Origin of the sequence: Fictibacillus sp. B-59209 (assembly GCF_036216745.1) — a bacterium.
Taxonomy (GTDB): Bacteria; Bacillota; Bacilli; order Bacillales; family Fictibacillaceae; genus Fictibacillus_C; species Fictibacillus_C marinisediminis.
Genome location: NZ_JARMMC010000043.1, coordinates 13,646 through 28,293 on the forward strand (window position 1 = coordinate 13,646; position 14,648 = coordinate 28,293).

Genomic DNA, 14,648 nt, shown 5'->3' on the forward strand with positions numbered 1-14,648 from the left:
CTATTAGATATATCCATTATTCATAGAGCGGGATGGTAAGTACATATATTTTCTGAAAATTACATAAAATAGGTTCGTTAGTCTGGATAGGAAAGTCCTAGTGTCACTAAAAGCCCGAAAGCGGCGAACATCCTCATAAAAAAAAGACCGGTCTGTCCGACCAGTCTTTCACAATTAAAAAAATGTTAAATTCTCTCCGATCGCAGGTTTTCGATCTGGAGCAACCGGTGTAAAGCCATCCTTTGAAAGCATCACTTCCACCTCATTACCGATCTGTTTTTTCATCATGTTCAAAACCACTTTATAGGCCGTTGGATTGTACCACTTTTCCATGCCGGTCTCTTTGTAGATTTCATAAATGCCAAGGCGTTCGGTGCGCTTTCCCCCGCTTCCGTCCCCCATCCAAAAATCATCGATCGTTATCCGGTCAGCAATCGGACGCAGCTTTTGAGGAAATTCCCTCGAACAAGGCAAAAGCGGTGAAATACTGGCCTGAGTAGTAATGCCGGCTTCCCTTATTTCCTTCAACGCGTTCATGCGTGCCGGAATGGGCGGAGCGGTTGGGGCGAATGCTTTGCGGATATCTTCCTTGTCGGTCTCGATTGTCATCGACACCCTGACTTTATCCCCAAACTTTTTTAATAAGTCGATGTCACGTTTCACTAACGGCGAGCGCGTTTGAACATGAAGAAAATCCGGCGGAACTTCCAGCATAACCTCCAGCAGGCTGCGTGTCAGCTTCGTTTCGTGTTCGAGTGGCTGATACGGATCTGTGGAAGACGCCATAAAGATTGTTACGGGACCTTTGTTTCTCGCCTTTAAAAGATCACGCCTCAGCAGTTCGGCAGCATTGCTCTTAATATCGACCCAAGTGCCCCACTCCTCTTCACGGTAAAGAGAAATCGGCAGCTGCCTAACGTAACAGTAGGAACAGGCGAAGGTACAGCCGGCATACGGATTCAGCGAATGGGAAAAATCATCGAGCTGCCCTACCCCTGGTGTTAAGATGCTTTTAGATATGATGTCCTTCAGCTGTGCCTTCATCCCGCATTCCTCCTTCCATTTCAGCTTACATCCCGAGTAATCCTTTAAGCTTTCCAACTTCTTCAGCCGTTAATTCACGCCATTTGCCTCTGGGCAATTCACCCAGTTCAATATTCATGATCCGAATCCGTTCGAGCTTCGTGACCGTATAGCCAAACGCCCGGCACATTCTGCGGATTTGGCGGTTCAGTCCCTGCGTAAGAATGATACGGAACTCATCATCGCTTACTGGTTTGACCACACAGGGCTTGGTCATAGCTTCAGGAATCTGTACTCCCCTCGACATGTTTTCGATAAATTGTTTGCTGTAAGTCTTATCAAGTGTTACTAAGTATTCCTTTTCGTGTCCGTAATCAGAATGGGAGATGGCATTTGCCAGTTCCCCGTCATTCGTCATCAAAATCAAACCCTCTGAAGCCTTGTCCAAACGGCCGACCGGGAAAATCCGTTCTGGGTAACTTACAAAATTTATGATATTTCCTTCAATATGCGGAGCGGCCGTGCACGTGATGCCGGCCGGTTTATTCAATGAAATGTAAATCGAGTGTACCTTATTTTCAATAGGTTTCCCATCAATCAGCACGATGTCGTCCGGACTCACCAATTGACCCGCTTCACATACTGCTCCATTGACGGTAATCCTTCCCGCTTTTATAAGCCTGTCCGTCTCCCGCCTTGAAACAGCGCCTGTTTCACTGATGTATTTGTTAATTCTCATGGTCTGCCCGCTTTCTGTTTATGTCTGCCGACTTACATTATGGATAAATCTTCTCTCCTTTTTCAAGCATCTTAAGGAATTGGTCCATCCGTTTCATCCGTGTTTCCGGTTTCTTGGCGGTCTGTAGTCTAAAAAGAATCGCATACCGGTTCTGGCTGTTCAATGTTTCAAAAAAGGCTTTCGCGTTCGGCCGTTGCTGAAGTTCCTTCTCAAAGTCCTCGGGCAGGCTTTTATCGCTTTGCGGCGCGTATGCTTTTTCCCAAAGACCGTTTTCTTTGGCCTGTTCAAATCGCCCGGAGTCCGGAAGGCTTCATTCTCCCTGCCGCTATAAGCTCTTCTGTTTTATCTTTATTCACTTTCGACCAAATGCTTTTTGGCCCTCTCGGTGTAAACCGCTGAAGCCATGTTTTATCATCAAACTTTTCCTTCTGGCTGTCGATCCACCCGTAACATAAACCGCTTTCCACAGCTTCGGCATAGCTTGGTGTGACGATACCTGCATTCTTTTTGGCAATGTGCAGACGAATTCCTGGTGAAACCTCATGATTGTCCTCCAGCCACTCCTCCAGTGCTTGCTGATCTTCAAACCACATTATCGGCAGTTCCGCTTTTGCCATAACCTCGACCTCCAGACATTGGTAGCGTACCTTCCTTCATTACGCCAACACAAAAAAGAAATCCTCCCGGTCCTTCGAGAGAATTTCTTTCTATTTAAGAAGCCGTCTGTACTTCCAGCCGTTTTTCTTTTTTCTGAGTAGACAGGATCAGCCGTATAGTACAACCGATAAAGTACACGAACGATGCGATCAGCAAGTACGCCCATGCCTGAGAAACAGCCTGCGTTTTCCATACTCCTGCTAGAGACAGGAGTGCCGGAAAAGTAAGCGTCAGCCAAGATTGCACGAATGCGACCTTGCCGATATAGTTATCAATTTTTTTATTCAGTGCTCCGGACAGGAAGAAGAGGAACCATAAATACGCCCATGCGACCCAAGTCAGGCTGCTTACAAGATCATGAAACTGCATATAAGACACAACAGCATACATAACGGCAATGATGGAAACCCAAAGCGAGTAATATCCAAGCCCGCTGCCGTGAAGACCTTTTAAATTTGTGACTCCTACAAATAAATAGGTCAGCCCGAACAAAAAGATCGAAGCCAAATTAAAAATGGTCCAGTGCTGCTGATCCGAGATTACGATCAAATAAAACGGAATAACGACCTGAAGGACTCCGACAAACAAGTTGAAATATCCGACGCTCTTGCCCTCCGCTTTTCCGAAAAGCATGAAGCTGTTTAAGAACAGGGCTGCTCCTGAAAGAAATAAACCGACATCACCCATAATGTTTTGCTGTGAGAAAACAATCTCACAGACAAATTCACCTCACTTATATTGAAAAGCGCAAGCGCCCTGTTTAAGTCCGACAAGCGCTGGAACTCTTAACCTGCAACACGATTTTTGTGTTGAGGGGGAAGAGTGAAGCGACCTAAGACGAATTGTGATTTTTCAATTCGTCCTCCGAGGACTAAAGCTGAAAACTGGAATTCGTTTTCAGCCCTGGGCGCTTGAGCTAGACTTTAGTTCATTGGAACTAAAAAAGAAAAAGCAGATCCCCTCCGCTAGTGCAGAAAGGGATATGCCCTCTTTATGTTTTGTTTTAATTACAGGATAAAACTTACGATGATTGCTGAAAGTACGCTGACAAGTGTTGCTCCGTAAAGAAGCTTCAATCCAAAGCGTGCAACCACGTTTCCTTGTTTCTCGCTCAAGCCTTTCACCGCTCCGGCAATGATACCGATGGATGAAAAGTTTGCGAAGGATACAAGGAATACAGAGATGATACCCAATGTACGCGGGCTCATTGCTTCTTTCACCTTGCCAAGCTGAATCATGGCTACGAATTCGTTTGTTACTAATTTTGTTGCCATAATTCCACCGGCAGAAACCGCTTCAGCCCATGGAACACCCATGATGAAGGCAACCGGTGCAAAGATATAGCCAAGTACATGCTGGAAGGTTACGCCGAAAATCAAGTCGAACACGCTGTCAATCGCAGCCATCAAGGCAACAAATCCAATCAGCATCGCGCCAACAATGATCGCGACTTTAAACCCGTCCATAATATATTCGCCAAGCATCTCAAAGAATGACTGTTTCTCTTCTTCCACAACTTCGAGAATATCTTCGTTTTCATCAACTTTATAAGGGTTGATGATGGAAGCGATAATGAAACCGCCGAAAAGGTTAAGCACGAGAGCAGTTACTACATATTTCGGTTCGATCATCGTCATGTAAGCACCGACGATGGACATGGAAACCGTAGACATCGCAGAAGCACATAATGTATACAAGCGGTGCTCCGGTATACGGCCCAATTGTTTTTTCACAGTAATAAATACTTCAGATTGTCCTACCATCGCAGAAGCAATCGCATTATAAGATTCCAGCTTGCCCATGCCGTTTACTTTGCTGAGCAAGAAACCAATTCCTCTCATAACGAGCGGAAGAACTTTGATATATTGGAAAATCCCAATCAATACAGAGATAAACACGATAGGAAGCAAAACATTAATGAAGAATGGCATTTGTCCGTCATTGGCAATTCCGCCAAATACGAAGTTAACTCCTGCTGCTGCATATTCAAGCAGCTTTTCGAACACTCCGGCAAACCCTTTAATGACTACAAGGCCAAATCGAGTGTTTAAAAGAACATAGGCCAATACAAGCTGCAAGACGATCATGATGGCAATCGGCTTATAATTTACTTGTTTACGGTTATTGCTTGCAAGAAGTGCCAATCCAAGCACAACAACAAGTCCTAAAATCGCAATGATATATGTCATAAAAATTTCTCCTAGTTGTTATTTTCACATGGTTGTGTGAGAACTTAAATTACGTTAAGTCCTTTGAAGAAAAGAATCCAGGCAAGAGTTCACTGATCGTTGTTTCCTTGATGTCGCCTTTTAAATTGGCCAGAATGATTCTGGTATCGGTATTACAAAATTCCGCAATCACCTGTCGGCAAGCGCCGCACGGAGAAATCGGCCCTTCTGTTTCGCCAACGACCGCAATCGCTTTAATGGTGTGTTCGCCTTCTGAAACCGCTTTAAATATAGCGGTTCTTTCGGCACAGTTTGTCATGCCAAAAGAAGCGTTTTCAATATTGCAGCCGAGAAACAATAAATCGTTCTCGGTCAGCAATGCTGCACCAACTTGGAATTTCGAATATGGAACATATGCTTTTTGACGGGCTTTGATTGCTTGATCAACTAACCATTTTGTTTCCATGTTTCAGATCTCCATTCAAGTGGTTTTTTTGTAAGCTTTGTTGGTCTTACTAGGGGTTGATTTCCGTTCCAGGATGCTCGCTTTCCGCGGGGCGTGCGGTAAGCCACCGCAGGAGTCTCGCACCTTGCACTTCAATCAACTTGCAATGAAGCACTTTAAATATTAGTAAGAGCTATTAGACGTCTGACCTTTTGCGATAGCAACACCTGAGCTAGCGCCGATACGAGTCGCACCTGCTTTTACTACGTTCTCTGCATCTTCAAGGCTGCGTACGCCGCCGGATGCTTTAACTCCTACATCTGGTCCAACTGTTTTTCTCATAAGTGCTACATCTTCCGGAGTTGCTCCACCTGTAGAGAATCCTGTGGACGTTTTAACATAATCCGCACCAGCTTTAACGGAAAGCTCACATGCGATTACTTTTTCTTCGTCAGTAAGCAAAGAAGTTTCGATGATTACTTTTGTTAGTGCTTTTCCTTTAGCTGCTTCAACAACTGCTTTGATGTCGTTTTCTACAACGTCAAACTGTTTGCTTTTTAGAGCGCCGATGTTAATTACCATATCTACTTCGTCTGCTCCGTTTTCAATCGCATTTGTTGTTTCAAATGCTTTCACTTCTGGAGTAGATGCTCCAAGCGGGAAACCGATAACCGTACATACCTTTACTTCAGGAGTATCTTTCAGAATTTCTGCAGCTGTTTTAACCCAAGTCGGATTCACACATACCGAAGCAAATTTGTGCTCTTTTGCTTCCTCAGCAAGTACTTGAATTTGTTCTTGAGTTGCATCAGCTTTTAATAATGTATGATCGATCATTTGAACCAATTTTGTGTTTGACATACAGGTCGTTCCTTTCTATTTTGAAAATATAATAAAACGCTTTCAGTCATACAATTGCATTTTTGCTTGCATGAACACTATACCAAGCGACTGAACAATTGTAAATAATTAAATGAACAAATGTAAAAGTATTTTTTTCCAACAAAAAAAGCCCTTGTTGAAGGGACTTTTATGAACTTTACTCTTCTTTATCCAGCAAAAACCCTGCCGTAAACTGATCGGTCACGAGCACATTCGCGTATCCGCCTTTTAACGCACCATAAATGCCATCGATCTTTTGCTGTCCGCCGGCCACCAGGATGGAATGTTCCTTCTGCTTCAAATCTTTTAAATCAATCCCAAGCGTCCGTTCATTGAGGCTGGCGTTTAGAATTTCTCCCTCTTCATCAATAAAGCGGGAACAAATGTCACCTGCGGCCTTTGAATGGATATGCTTCAGATCTTCTTCAGAAAAATAGCCAAGCTGGAATAACAGGGATTCCGACTTCACAGGTCCTATCGTGAACAGCGCGATATTCGCGTCTTTCCCCATGTCCAAAATTCGTTTAATATGCCGGTCGGCTTCCATCGCCTGCTTGACGACAACGTGGTCAACTATCGCTGGAAGCGGTAGATGAGTCGGCACGGTGTTGAACGCTTTGCCGAACAGATCGAGGATTTCCGAGTGGTACGTATTGGTTTCGGAGTGGCTGATGCCGCCTTTTAACTGAACGACTTTAACATCCTTGACGAACTTTTGCTTCAGCTGGCAGGCCACGTTATATAAAGTGGTTCCCCACGTAACCCCAATCCTATCTCCGTCTTTTACGATTTCATAAAGGTACTCAGCCGCTTTCTCACCGAGACCCTTCTTTATGCTTGTACTCTCATATTGCGGAATGGAAGCGACAATTGCTTTTTTAAGGTTAAATTTTTCTTCAAGCTCACTGGCCAGCTGTTCAATCCCATTTGTGGGATCCATGATTTTGATCTGCACGATCCCTTCGGTTTTAGCCTGCTGAAGCAGTCTTGAAACGGTCGGTCTCGAAATGCCCAATTCTGCCGCTATTTGGTTCTGATTGTAATCCAGCAAATAATAGAGCTTTGCCGCTTCAATGACCTTCTTTAACTTTTCCTGTTCCAAAGGGTCCACCGCCGTTTCTCATAATCCTTCCCTAATATCTTACCAAAATTTCACCGGTCATGAACATATGTAAAATAAAAAATACTAGTTTTTTCTAAATTTCGGTTGACTTAAGCCGATATACCGCATACCTTAAAAGTGAATGAATCATTCATTCATCAAAACTGAGAGGAGCTTTTAAAAATGACTGTTTACCTTTCTTCCCAAACGATCAGGGTTTTTATTAACCGTCCAGCACAAGAAGTTTATGAGTATGCTTACAACATGGAGAATTTCCCTCAATGGGTATCCTTTTGCCAATCGATTCAAAAGGCTGATGAAGGAGATGCCTGGATGATGGAAACCCCTTATTGTATTTCTGAAGTTAGGGTTGCCCAAAAGAATTCATTCGGCGTGCTGGATCATCGTTCCATCCCTGCACCTGGTGTTGAAATTTGTGATGCGATGCGGGTCATCCCGAACGGCGATGGCTGTGAAGTATTTTTAACCGGTTTTCAGATGCCCGGGATGTCACACGAAAAATTCTCCCAGGTCATCACTACCGGCCAACAGGATCTGAACAACTTAAAAACAGTATTGGAAGGGGGAAACTGAATGATGGCGATGAGATGGGACTCTGCCATTGTGATCGGCGGAGGAATTGCTGGCTTATTAGCTGCACGTATACTTTCCGAGTTTTACAGCAAGGTGGTGCTTGTTGAAAAAGATGCTTTTTCCGATCAGCCCGAACTTCGCCCAGGCACTCCGCAGGCCTTCCATCCCCACCGGATCACAGGGCGCGGAAAGGCTGTGATCAACCGGTTTTTTCCGGATTATGAAAAAGATTTAGAGGCTCATGGAGCGCCTTCCTCCCTAAACAAAACCGTTCATCAGCATAATCAATACGGCACAATGGTGGCCAAATACCCGCGGAATGACATTAAGTTCAGCCGGCCCGTCCTTGAATTTGTGATCCGTCAGCGGGTGAGGAACATAACTAATGTACAGTTCCTGCAAAAGCATGACGTTGTTCACTTGTTATCCTCGGGAGACCATCAGACCATAACTGGCATTCTTGGAAGAAACCGCGTAACGAATGAAGAAATGGAAATCCATGCCGATCTTGTGATAGATACGAGCGGGCGTTCCTCCAAGCTTCCCAAATGGCTGAAGGAGCTTGGATACGAGGTACCTGCTCCTGATCGGATGACAGCGGTCATCGGATACAGCACCCGCAGATATAAGCTTCCTTCGCATTTACTTCATCTGGCAGAAAAATGGGATGCAATAGTCATTGCCGGCCATCCATCTACAGGAACATTCCATGGCGTGTTTTCATTTATCGAAAACAATGTGGCAGAAACATTGCTTTACCGTCCCGACGGAATCTATCCCCCAACTGAGCCTGAGGCATACGCAAAAGAGATCGCAAGGCTGCCAAGTCCACTCATCACGGAAATCATCAGTAAACTTGAACCGATGACCAACCCAAGGAGCTACCGTGTACCAGGACTATTCCGCCAGCATTTCGAACAGATGGCGCATTGGCCAGAGGGATTGCTTGTTATAGGTGATGCCTTCTGTAATTTTGATCCGATTTTCGGCCAAGGCATGACCGTCTCTGCAATGGAAGCTGAGGTCCTGCATTCGCTGCTACGAGAACAGCAAACAGATCCGAAGCCTCTTTTTGAGCAGAACGTTCTTCAAAAAATCCAGGATGTAATTGCCCCTGCCTGGTGGCTGAATTGCACAGCAGATCTGCAATGGGAAGGTGTTGAGTATGAAGGTTCACAGCCTTTAAAAGGTATCGAGTTTGGACAAAAATACATGGATCTCTATCTCAAACATGCTACCGAAGAGCAGAATTGGAAGCTTTATGGGATGTATTGGGCCGTCAACACCTTGTCAGTTCCTCCAAAGGCTATTTTAAATCCTCAAATGGTCTCGACCGTTCTAACGTCTTCCTCAGAAGGCCGGTTGTGGCTGGATGAACTTCTTGCAGAATACAAAAAGCCTTTAGAGGAACTCCTGGGTGATATCCTTCCGTCCTTCTCGGGAGAAGTTTTTCAGCCGATCAGCTGAATTCAATAGAGCTTAGAGATTGAAATTGGTATACTTTTGGTAACAAGAGAACGTAGGAGTGAATCTATTTTGCCACCATTAAACGAAGAACAGCTCCGCCAAATCCGTGATGAGCGAAGAGAACAGATACTTGCAGCTGCACTAAAGGTGTTTGCGCGCCGGGGAATCATCGGTACAAAAATGAGCATGATCAGCGCAGAGGCCGGCATCAGCCAAGGTCTCATGTACCGTTACTTCAAATCAAAGGATGAACTCTTCACGACACTCGTTGAGCAGGCCATCCAAGGATCGGTGTCTGGCACCGAGCAGGTTCATCATATGCAAGGCTCCCCTCTTGAGAAATTAAAGAGGCTGACGGAAATGATCCTTGATGAAGAAGGCCAGCTTTATTTTATGCTGATGCATCAGGCACGAACCTCTGATGAAGTGCCCGAGGAGGCTAAACAGCTCCTTCAAGGCGCCTCGATGGAAATGTATGTTGAGATGCTCAAGCCGCTGTTTGAAGAAGGCCAGAAAATCGGGGAACTGGCAGAAGGCGACATTGGCGAGTTAATCTCTTGTTATTTCACCGTTATTTCAGGATTGATGACGTTAAACATCCCTGGGTTAGACGGTTATGAGATGCCAAGGGTTGAGATGCTGATGAGGATGTTCACAAAATCATAAGGCCGGGTTGGCTGATGGGGGCTGTGTGTTATTAAAGTCGGGTTGATGCGCCATTTTAAAGTAACAAGAGGGTATCCGAATGGTTTCTTTTCATCGGAAGAATTGATGGAATGGGTTAAAGAATATGATGCTTCAGAAATTGAGGAGAGCGAGATAGACCTGGGCGGTGTAGATTGGAAAACCTGTTATGCCAGCAATCTTTCAAGGGCAGAAAAGACGGCCCGCCGTGCGTTTGATGGAGAGATTATCCTCATGAAAGAATTGCGCGAGATCCCCCTCTCGCCTTTCTTTCGTTCCAAAGTCAAACTGCCGCTAGCCATTCACCTCCTTTTCATTCGGCTCGCCTGGCTGATGAAGCACCCTTCTCAGTCCCCAGGCAAAGAAGAAATCATCCGGCTGATAAATGAAACGCTGAACCGAATCATTGAAAACGAGGGCGAAGACATTTTGATCGTCTGCCATGGCGGTGTGATGATGTTCATGCGAAAAGAATTGCTTAAGCACGGCTTTTCCGGGCCAAAGCTCGGCCGCCGCATTGAACATGGGAAGGTGTATGTTTTTGAGAAATAGGCTTAATAATTACTTCTGGTTCCGTGTGGCTCACATGCAGAATCCAGGAGTTTTTTTATACCTTTGATGGATAAAAATTAAATAAATTAAATGTAAGCCCTATCATTTTCTTTTTATACTAAATATTTTAACAATTCTTTTTATTACTCTTGTTTACCGGCTGCATTGCTGATATGATAGTCAACATTCCATTAAAAAAACTCGTGACTAATCACCTATGAAGGAGTCGGCATCATGAAAAAATTTTTACTGATCTTATTCATTGTTCTTCCTTTCCTCGCACAACTTGCTATTTTGCCATTTGTCAATCGGATCGGCCCCATCATTCTGGGATTGCCGTTTCTCCACTTCTGGCTGTTCCTATGGATCGTCCTAACCCCTATATGTACATTGGGAATCTATCATCTTCAGAAATCAAAGGGAGGCTTACATTAAAATGCAGGGAAATCTTACAGCACTGTCCATTACCATCTTTGTTATTCTCACTGTCGTTTTAATCGGTTTCCTGGCCGGAAGGGATAAGGCCGTCCGAAGTTCGGTTGAAGAATGGTCTGTCGGTGGAAGGCGTTTTGGAGGCTTGCTCGTCTGGTTCCTCGTAGGGGCTGATCTATACACGGCCTATACATTCCTTGGACTGACAAGCACAGCTTATACCGCTGGAAGCCTTGCCTTCTTTGCTATCCCATATTCCGTACTCGCATTCTTTATCTCTTACTTTTTCCTTCCAAAACTTTGGAAAGTAGCGAATCACCATAAATTAACGACTCTTGCTGATTATGCGAGAGAACGCTTTGACAGCAAGCTTCTTTCCGCTCTCATTGCTATTGTCGGGGTGCTTATGCTCATTCCATACATCTGTCTGCAGCTAAGCGGAATTCAGGATACGCTTCAGGTAGCCGGAACTGGTTTTATTAATGTAAAAGTCGTCGTCATCACATCGTTTTTGCTGGTTGCGCTTTATACCTTTTTCAGCGGGATTAAAGGTCCAACCTACACGGCAATTATTAAAGATGTTCTTGTTTGGGCGATCATGCTGTTTATGGTCGTATCCCTGCCGATCATTCACTTTGGGGGCTGGAACCCTATGGTGGATCACATTGTTAAAGAAGCACCGCAGCTCTTAACCATTCCAAACTCCGGTCCGAAAGGAATTCCTTGGTTCATTACCGCTTCTCTAGTTTCATCGCTTGCGCTCTTCATGTGGGCTCATGCAGCAACCGGTGTATTTACGGCTAAAAGCAGTGATGCGCTTCGGAAAAATGCGATGTTTCTGCCTTTATACAATATCGTACTGATTCTTGTTGTTTTCCTTGGATTTATTGCTTTTCTAGTACTGCCAAAAGGGACCGATCCCCGCTTTGCTTTATTAAGCCTGATCCAAACCTCTTATGGCGGTGTTGCTCAAGGACTGGCGTATTCAACGATCGCACTGGCTTCACTCATCCCGTGCTCCATCATGGCGATTGGTGCATCCAATTTATTTGCCAATAACATTTACCGTGACTTGATTAACCCTGAAGTGAAAGGGCCCCGGCTAACAATGATCACACGCGGAATGGTGTTCGTCGTTATTGGACTGGCTCTGTTATTCGGCCTCGTCTTCCCTACTGCTCTCGTTTCCTTGCAGCTTCTTGGCGTTTCCGGCATGGTGCAGATTTTCCCGGCCATCGTCATCAGTCTGTTCTGGCGGAACCAGACGAGAGAAGCTACTATCATAGGGTTGATCGTTGGATTAGCGGTTACTTTCACTGTCTATTCAACCGGCACCTCGTTTGGTATCTATGAAGGATTCTGGGGACTGTCTGCAAACTTCCTGACCGTTTTCGTTCTGAATCCCCTGTTTGTGAAGAAATCGAAGAATGCAAGCAACCCAGTCAAAGACTACTTGTTTAACGAGCTGGCTAAAGAAACAGCCTCTGTCCGCAAAGGCGCATAATCTAAGGGTGCCAGGCACCACGATTACACACTTGTGTAATTGCGGTGCCTGGCACCTTTTAGTTATTTAAAGATCCTTCGCGTGAAATGTGTCTCCACCTTCAATTGTTCCGTTCATGAACCCTTTATTAAACCAGCGCATCCTTTGCTCGGACCTTCCGTGAGTAAAGCTCTCAGGCACAGCATACCCTTGCGCCTTTTTTTGCAGGGTGTCATCACCGACTGCACTTGCTGCAGTAATGGCCTCCTTCAAATCACCTTTTTCGAGCAGATCCATTCCCTGTGCATGATGTGCCCAGACACCCGCCAGATAATCAGCCTGCAATTCAACCCGAACCGACTGGGCATTCGCTTGTTTCTTGCTCAAGTGTTGGCGTGAGTTCTGATCAATTGTTCCCAACAGATTCTGCACATGATGGCCTATCTCATGAGCTATAACATATGCCATCGCAAAATCGCCAGGAGCGTGAAATTCATTCTTCAGTTCTTGATAAAAGCTTAAATCAATGTACAGCTTCTGGTCACCTGGACAATAGAACGGTCCCGCTGACGATCCCGCAGTCCCGCACGCAGACTGGACACTGCCGTTATATAGGACAAGCTTTGGCTTTTTGTAAACCTTGCCCTCTTCCTTAAACTCCTTCGTCCAAACATCCTCTGTGTCAGCAAGGACAACAGACACAAAAGAAGAAAGCTCCTTTTCCTGATCTGATTCTTTATAAGGAACAGATTGATTTGACCCGTTGTCCGTCATACCGTTCAACAGATCACCAGGATTGCCGCCAAACAGCATTACGATCAGAACGATCACAATCCCGCCGATGCCTCCCCCAACCAGTGTTTTACCTCCCATTCCTCTCCGGTCCTCAACATTCGTACTCTGCCTTCTGCCTTTCCACTTCATAAAATTCCTCCCTAGCAAGATATACATTTACTAGTGATATACCCTACATTCAAAGTTTTATCGCAAAATAAATAGGTGCCAGGCACCACGATTACACACTTGTGTAATTGCGGTGCCTGGCACCTATTCTTCAAAGGTTCTGCTCTTTCAGCCTCTCTCGTCCTTCGAATTCGTCCGCCTCGTCCCTTAGCCGGCGAGCTTCTCTTTTCAACGCATCCTTCAGCTGTTCTCCTGTACTGGCGGCTGCAAAATGCGTAACGGCTGCTTCGCTCATGATCTGCTGGTAGGTGGCTTTGCTCCTGCTTTCCCAGCTTTGTGCTTTGGTCAGCACACGGTTACGGTCCCATCTCAGCTGGTCAAGCGTTTGCATCAAATGCTCCACCTTGCCATAATACCGCTCCAGCATTTCTGCCTGCAGCCTGTTTTTTTGCTTATCAAACAACGTACCTCATCCTTTGCTGTTTATCTTTCCTTATTGTAAGAAACAAATTACGATGAAGGTATTGGACGAAATTACTAAAAATTACTATTTTATAAGAACATTTACCTAAAAAATTTTAAACTTTTACTAAAAACTTTTAAGAAGACAACCAATGACGTTTGACATGCAACTTATTAGTTGCCTATAATATTGTTTTAAGGGAGGTTGAAACTCATCGATAAGATCTTCAAGGCTCTTGCCGATGCCAGCCGCAGAAAACTTCTTGATGAATTGTATCTGAAAAACGGGCAGACATTGAGCGAACTATGCCAGCATCTTAATATGTCTCGGCAGGCTGTAACAAAACATCTTTCTAGTTTGGAAGATGCAAATCTTGTAGCAATATCTTGGCAAGGGCGGGAGAAGCTTCATTACCTCAACCCTCTGCCGATCAGCGAGATTTATCACCGCTGGATCCATAAATATGAGAACCATCATTTAGAAGCATTAAATAATCTAAAAAAAAGATTAGAGGAGGATAACAAAAATGACTAAGCCTGTATTTGTTTACGTGACCTATATTGCCACCACACCTGAAAAACTATGGGACGCCTTAACTGAGGGTGAATTTACAGAGAAATACTTTTTCGGCAGCCGAGTTGAATCTGAATGGAAAGAAGGATCTGACGTCACCTATTCTCGAAACGGCGAAGTTACCGACTACGGCAAGATTTTAAAATGTGAACCGCACAAATTGCTTTCCTTTACATGGACCTATAAGGGTGATGATACTCCAAGGCAAAGTCCTACAATCGTAACTTTTGAATTACATCCTCTAAACACGACCGTAAAACTGACACTTAGGCATGAAAATCTTTTGGAATCTGACATTGTAGAGGATAATCATACATTTGAAGGATTTAACAATGGATGGCCAGCGGTAATAAGTAATTTAAAAAGTTTCCTTGAAACCGGACAAACCCTTCCGGCAGTTTCAATCTAAAGACTAACCAGCTGGGGGCTGTCCAAGAAGTCTGTAAGCTGTTGATTTCCATTCCAGGCTGCTCGCTTTCCG

At 44.7% G+C, this 14,648-nt stretch carries 19 protein-coding genes; 8 read left to right on the forward strand and 11 right to left on the reverse strand.

What is annotated here, in order from left to right; all coding sequences use genetic code 11:
* Positions 1-174 precede the first annotated feature (174 nt).
* The 9 genes from P4361_RS22485 to P4361_RS22525 form a co-directional block, all read right to left on the reverse strand.
* Positions 175-1,044: an SPL family radical SAM protein gene (locus tag P4361_RS22485; RefSeq protein ID WP_328091099.1), complete on the reverse strand. Its 870-nt coding sequence runs from the start codon at positions 1,042-1,044 to the stop codon at positions 175-177.
* Between the two features lie 25 nt (positions 1,045-1,069).
* The gene (locus tag P4361_RS22490; RefSeq protein ID WP_328091100.1) at positions 1,070-1,762 is read right to left on the reverse strand and encodes a pseudouridine synthase; all 693 of its coding nucleotides are present in this window, start codon (positions 1,760-1,762) and stop codon (positions 1,070-1,072) included.
* 37 nt (positions 1,763-1,799) lie between these two features.
* Entirely contained in the window at positions 1,800-1,988 is a 189-nt protein-coding gene (locus tag P4361_RS22495) for a YdeI/OmpD-associated family protein (protein WP_328091145.1), read from the reverse strand.
* 58 nt (positions 1,989-2,046) lie between these two features.
* The gene (locus tag P4361_RS22500; RefSeq protein ID WP_328091102.1) at positions 2,047-2,379 is read right to left on the reverse strand and encodes a hypothetical protein; all 333 of its coding nucleotides are present in this window, start codon (positions 2,377-2,379) and stop codon (positions 2,047-2,049) included.
* A gap of 94 nt (positions 2,380-2,473) precedes the next feature.
* Entirely contained in the window at positions 2,474-3,106 is a 633-nt protein-coding gene (locus P4361_RS22505) for an AmiS/UreI family transporter (RefSeq protein WP_328091103.1), read from the reverse strand.
* Positions 3,107-3,426: 320 nt separating this feature from the next.
* Positions 3,427-4,608, reverse strand: a complete 1,182-nt coding sequence (locus tag P4361_RS22510; RefSeq protein WP_328091105.1) for a NupC/NupG family nucleoside CNT transporter — start codon at positions 4,606-4,608, stop codon at positions 3,427-3,429.
* 49 nt (positions 4,609-4,657) lie between these two features.
* Positions 4,658-5,053 carry a cytidine deaminase gene (locus tag P4361_RS22515; RefSeq protein WP_053355842.1) on the reverse strand — a complete coding sequence of 132 codons (396 nt, stop codon included), beginning with the start codon at positions 5,051-5,053 and terminating at the stop codon, positions 4,658-4,660.
* A gap of 162 nt (positions 5,054-5,215) precedes the next feature.
* The gene (gene deoC, locus P4361_RS22520) at positions 5,216-5,893 is read right to left on the reverse strand and encodes a deoxyribose-phosphate aldolase (RefSeq protein ID WP_053355843.1); all 678 of its coding nucleotides are present in this window, start codon (positions 5,891-5,893) and stop codon (positions 5,216-5,218) included.
* A gap of 178 nt (positions 5,894-6,071) precedes the next feature.
* A complete protein-coding gene (locus P4361_RS22525; protein ID WP_328091106.1) occupies positions 6,072-7,016 on the reverse strand; it encodes a sugar-binding transcriptional regulator in 945 nt (314 codons plus the stop codon).
* A gap of 183 nt (positions 7,017-7,199) precedes the next feature.
* On the opposite strand from P4361_RS22525, the gene P4361_RS22530 reads away from it, so the two are divergent.
* The 6 genes from P4361_RS22530 (at position 7,200) to P4361_RS22555 (ending at position 12,249) form a co-directional block, all read left to right on the forward strand.
* Complete coding sequence (locus tag P4361_RS22530; protein WP_062238856.1) at positions 7,200-7,610, forward strand: SRPBCC family protein; 411 nt, start codon at positions 7,200-7,202, stop codon at positions 7,608-7,610.
* Entirely contained in the window at positions 7,611-9,077 is a 1,467-nt protein-coding gene (locus tag P4361_RS22535; RefSeq protein ID WP_328091107.1) for an FAD dependent oxidoreductase, read from the forward strand. It abuts the gene before it with no gap.
* A 69-nt stretch (positions 9,078-9,146) separates the two neighbouring features.
* The gene (locus P4361_RS22540) at positions 9,147-9,743 is read left to right on the forward strand and encodes a TetR/AcrR family transcriptional regulator (RefSeq protein ID WP_053355846.1); all 597 of its coding nucleotides are present in this window, start codon (positions 9,147-9,149) and stop codon (positions 9,741-9,743) included.
* A gap of 45 nt (positions 9,744-9,788) precedes the next feature.
* Positions 9,789-10,313, forward strand: a complete 525-nt coding sequence (locus P4361_RS22545) for a histidine phosphatase family protein (protein WP_328091109.1) — start codon at positions 9,789-9,791, stop codon at positions 10,311-10,313.
* 234 nt (positions 10,314-10,547) lie between these two features.
* A complete protein-coding gene (locus P4361_RS22550) occupies positions 10,548-10,748 on the forward strand; it encodes a DUF3311 domain-containing protein (protein ID WP_416054268.1) in 201 nt (66 codons plus the stop codon).
* Position 10,749: 1 nt separating this feature from the next.
* Positions 10,750-12,249 carry a sodium:solute symporter gene (locus P4361_RS22555; RefSeq protein WP_328091110.1) on the forward strand — a complete coding sequence of 500 codons (1,500 nt, stop codon included), beginning with the start codon at positions 10,750-10,752 and terminating at the stop codon, positions 12,247-12,249.
* A gap of 66 nt (positions 12,250-12,315) precedes the next feature.
* On the opposite strand, the gene ypfJ is transcribed toward P4361_RS22555, so the two are convergent.
* Positions 12,316-13,152, reverse strand: a complete 837-nt coding sequence (gene ypfJ / locus P4361_RS22560; RefSeq protein ID WP_328091111.1) for a KPN_02809 family neutral zinc metallopeptidase — start codon at positions 13,150-13,152, stop codon at positions 12,316-12,318.
* Positions 13,153-13,282: 130 nt separating this feature from the next.
* Positions 13,283-13,594: a hypothetical protein gene (locus tag P4361_RS22565; RefSeq protein WP_053355850.1), complete on the reverse strand. Its 312-nt coding sequence runs from the start codon at positions 13,592-13,594 to the stop codon at positions 13,283-13,285.
* A 204-nt stretch (positions 13,595-13,798) separates the two neighbouring features.
* On the opposite strand from P4361_RS22565, the gene P4361_RS22570 reads away from it, so the two are divergent.
* Both P4361_RS22570 and P4361_RS22575 read left to right on the forward strand, forming a co-directional pair.
* Positions 13,799-14,128: an ArsR/SmtB family transcription factor gene (locus P4361_RS22570; RefSeq protein WP_256228048.1), complete on the forward strand. Its 330-nt coding sequence runs from the start codon at positions 13,799-13,801 to the stop codon at positions 14,126-14,128.
* Positions 14,121-14,576 (forward strand): SRPBCC family protein, encoded by a 456-nt coding sequence (locus P4361_RS22575; RefSeq protein ID WP_091008564.1) that lies wholly within the window; start codon positions 14,121-14,123, stop codon positions 14,574-14,576. Before P4361_RS22570 ends, P4361_RS22575 begins: the two co-directional genes overlap by 8 nt.
* Positions 14,577-14,648: the final 72 nt, after the last annotated feature.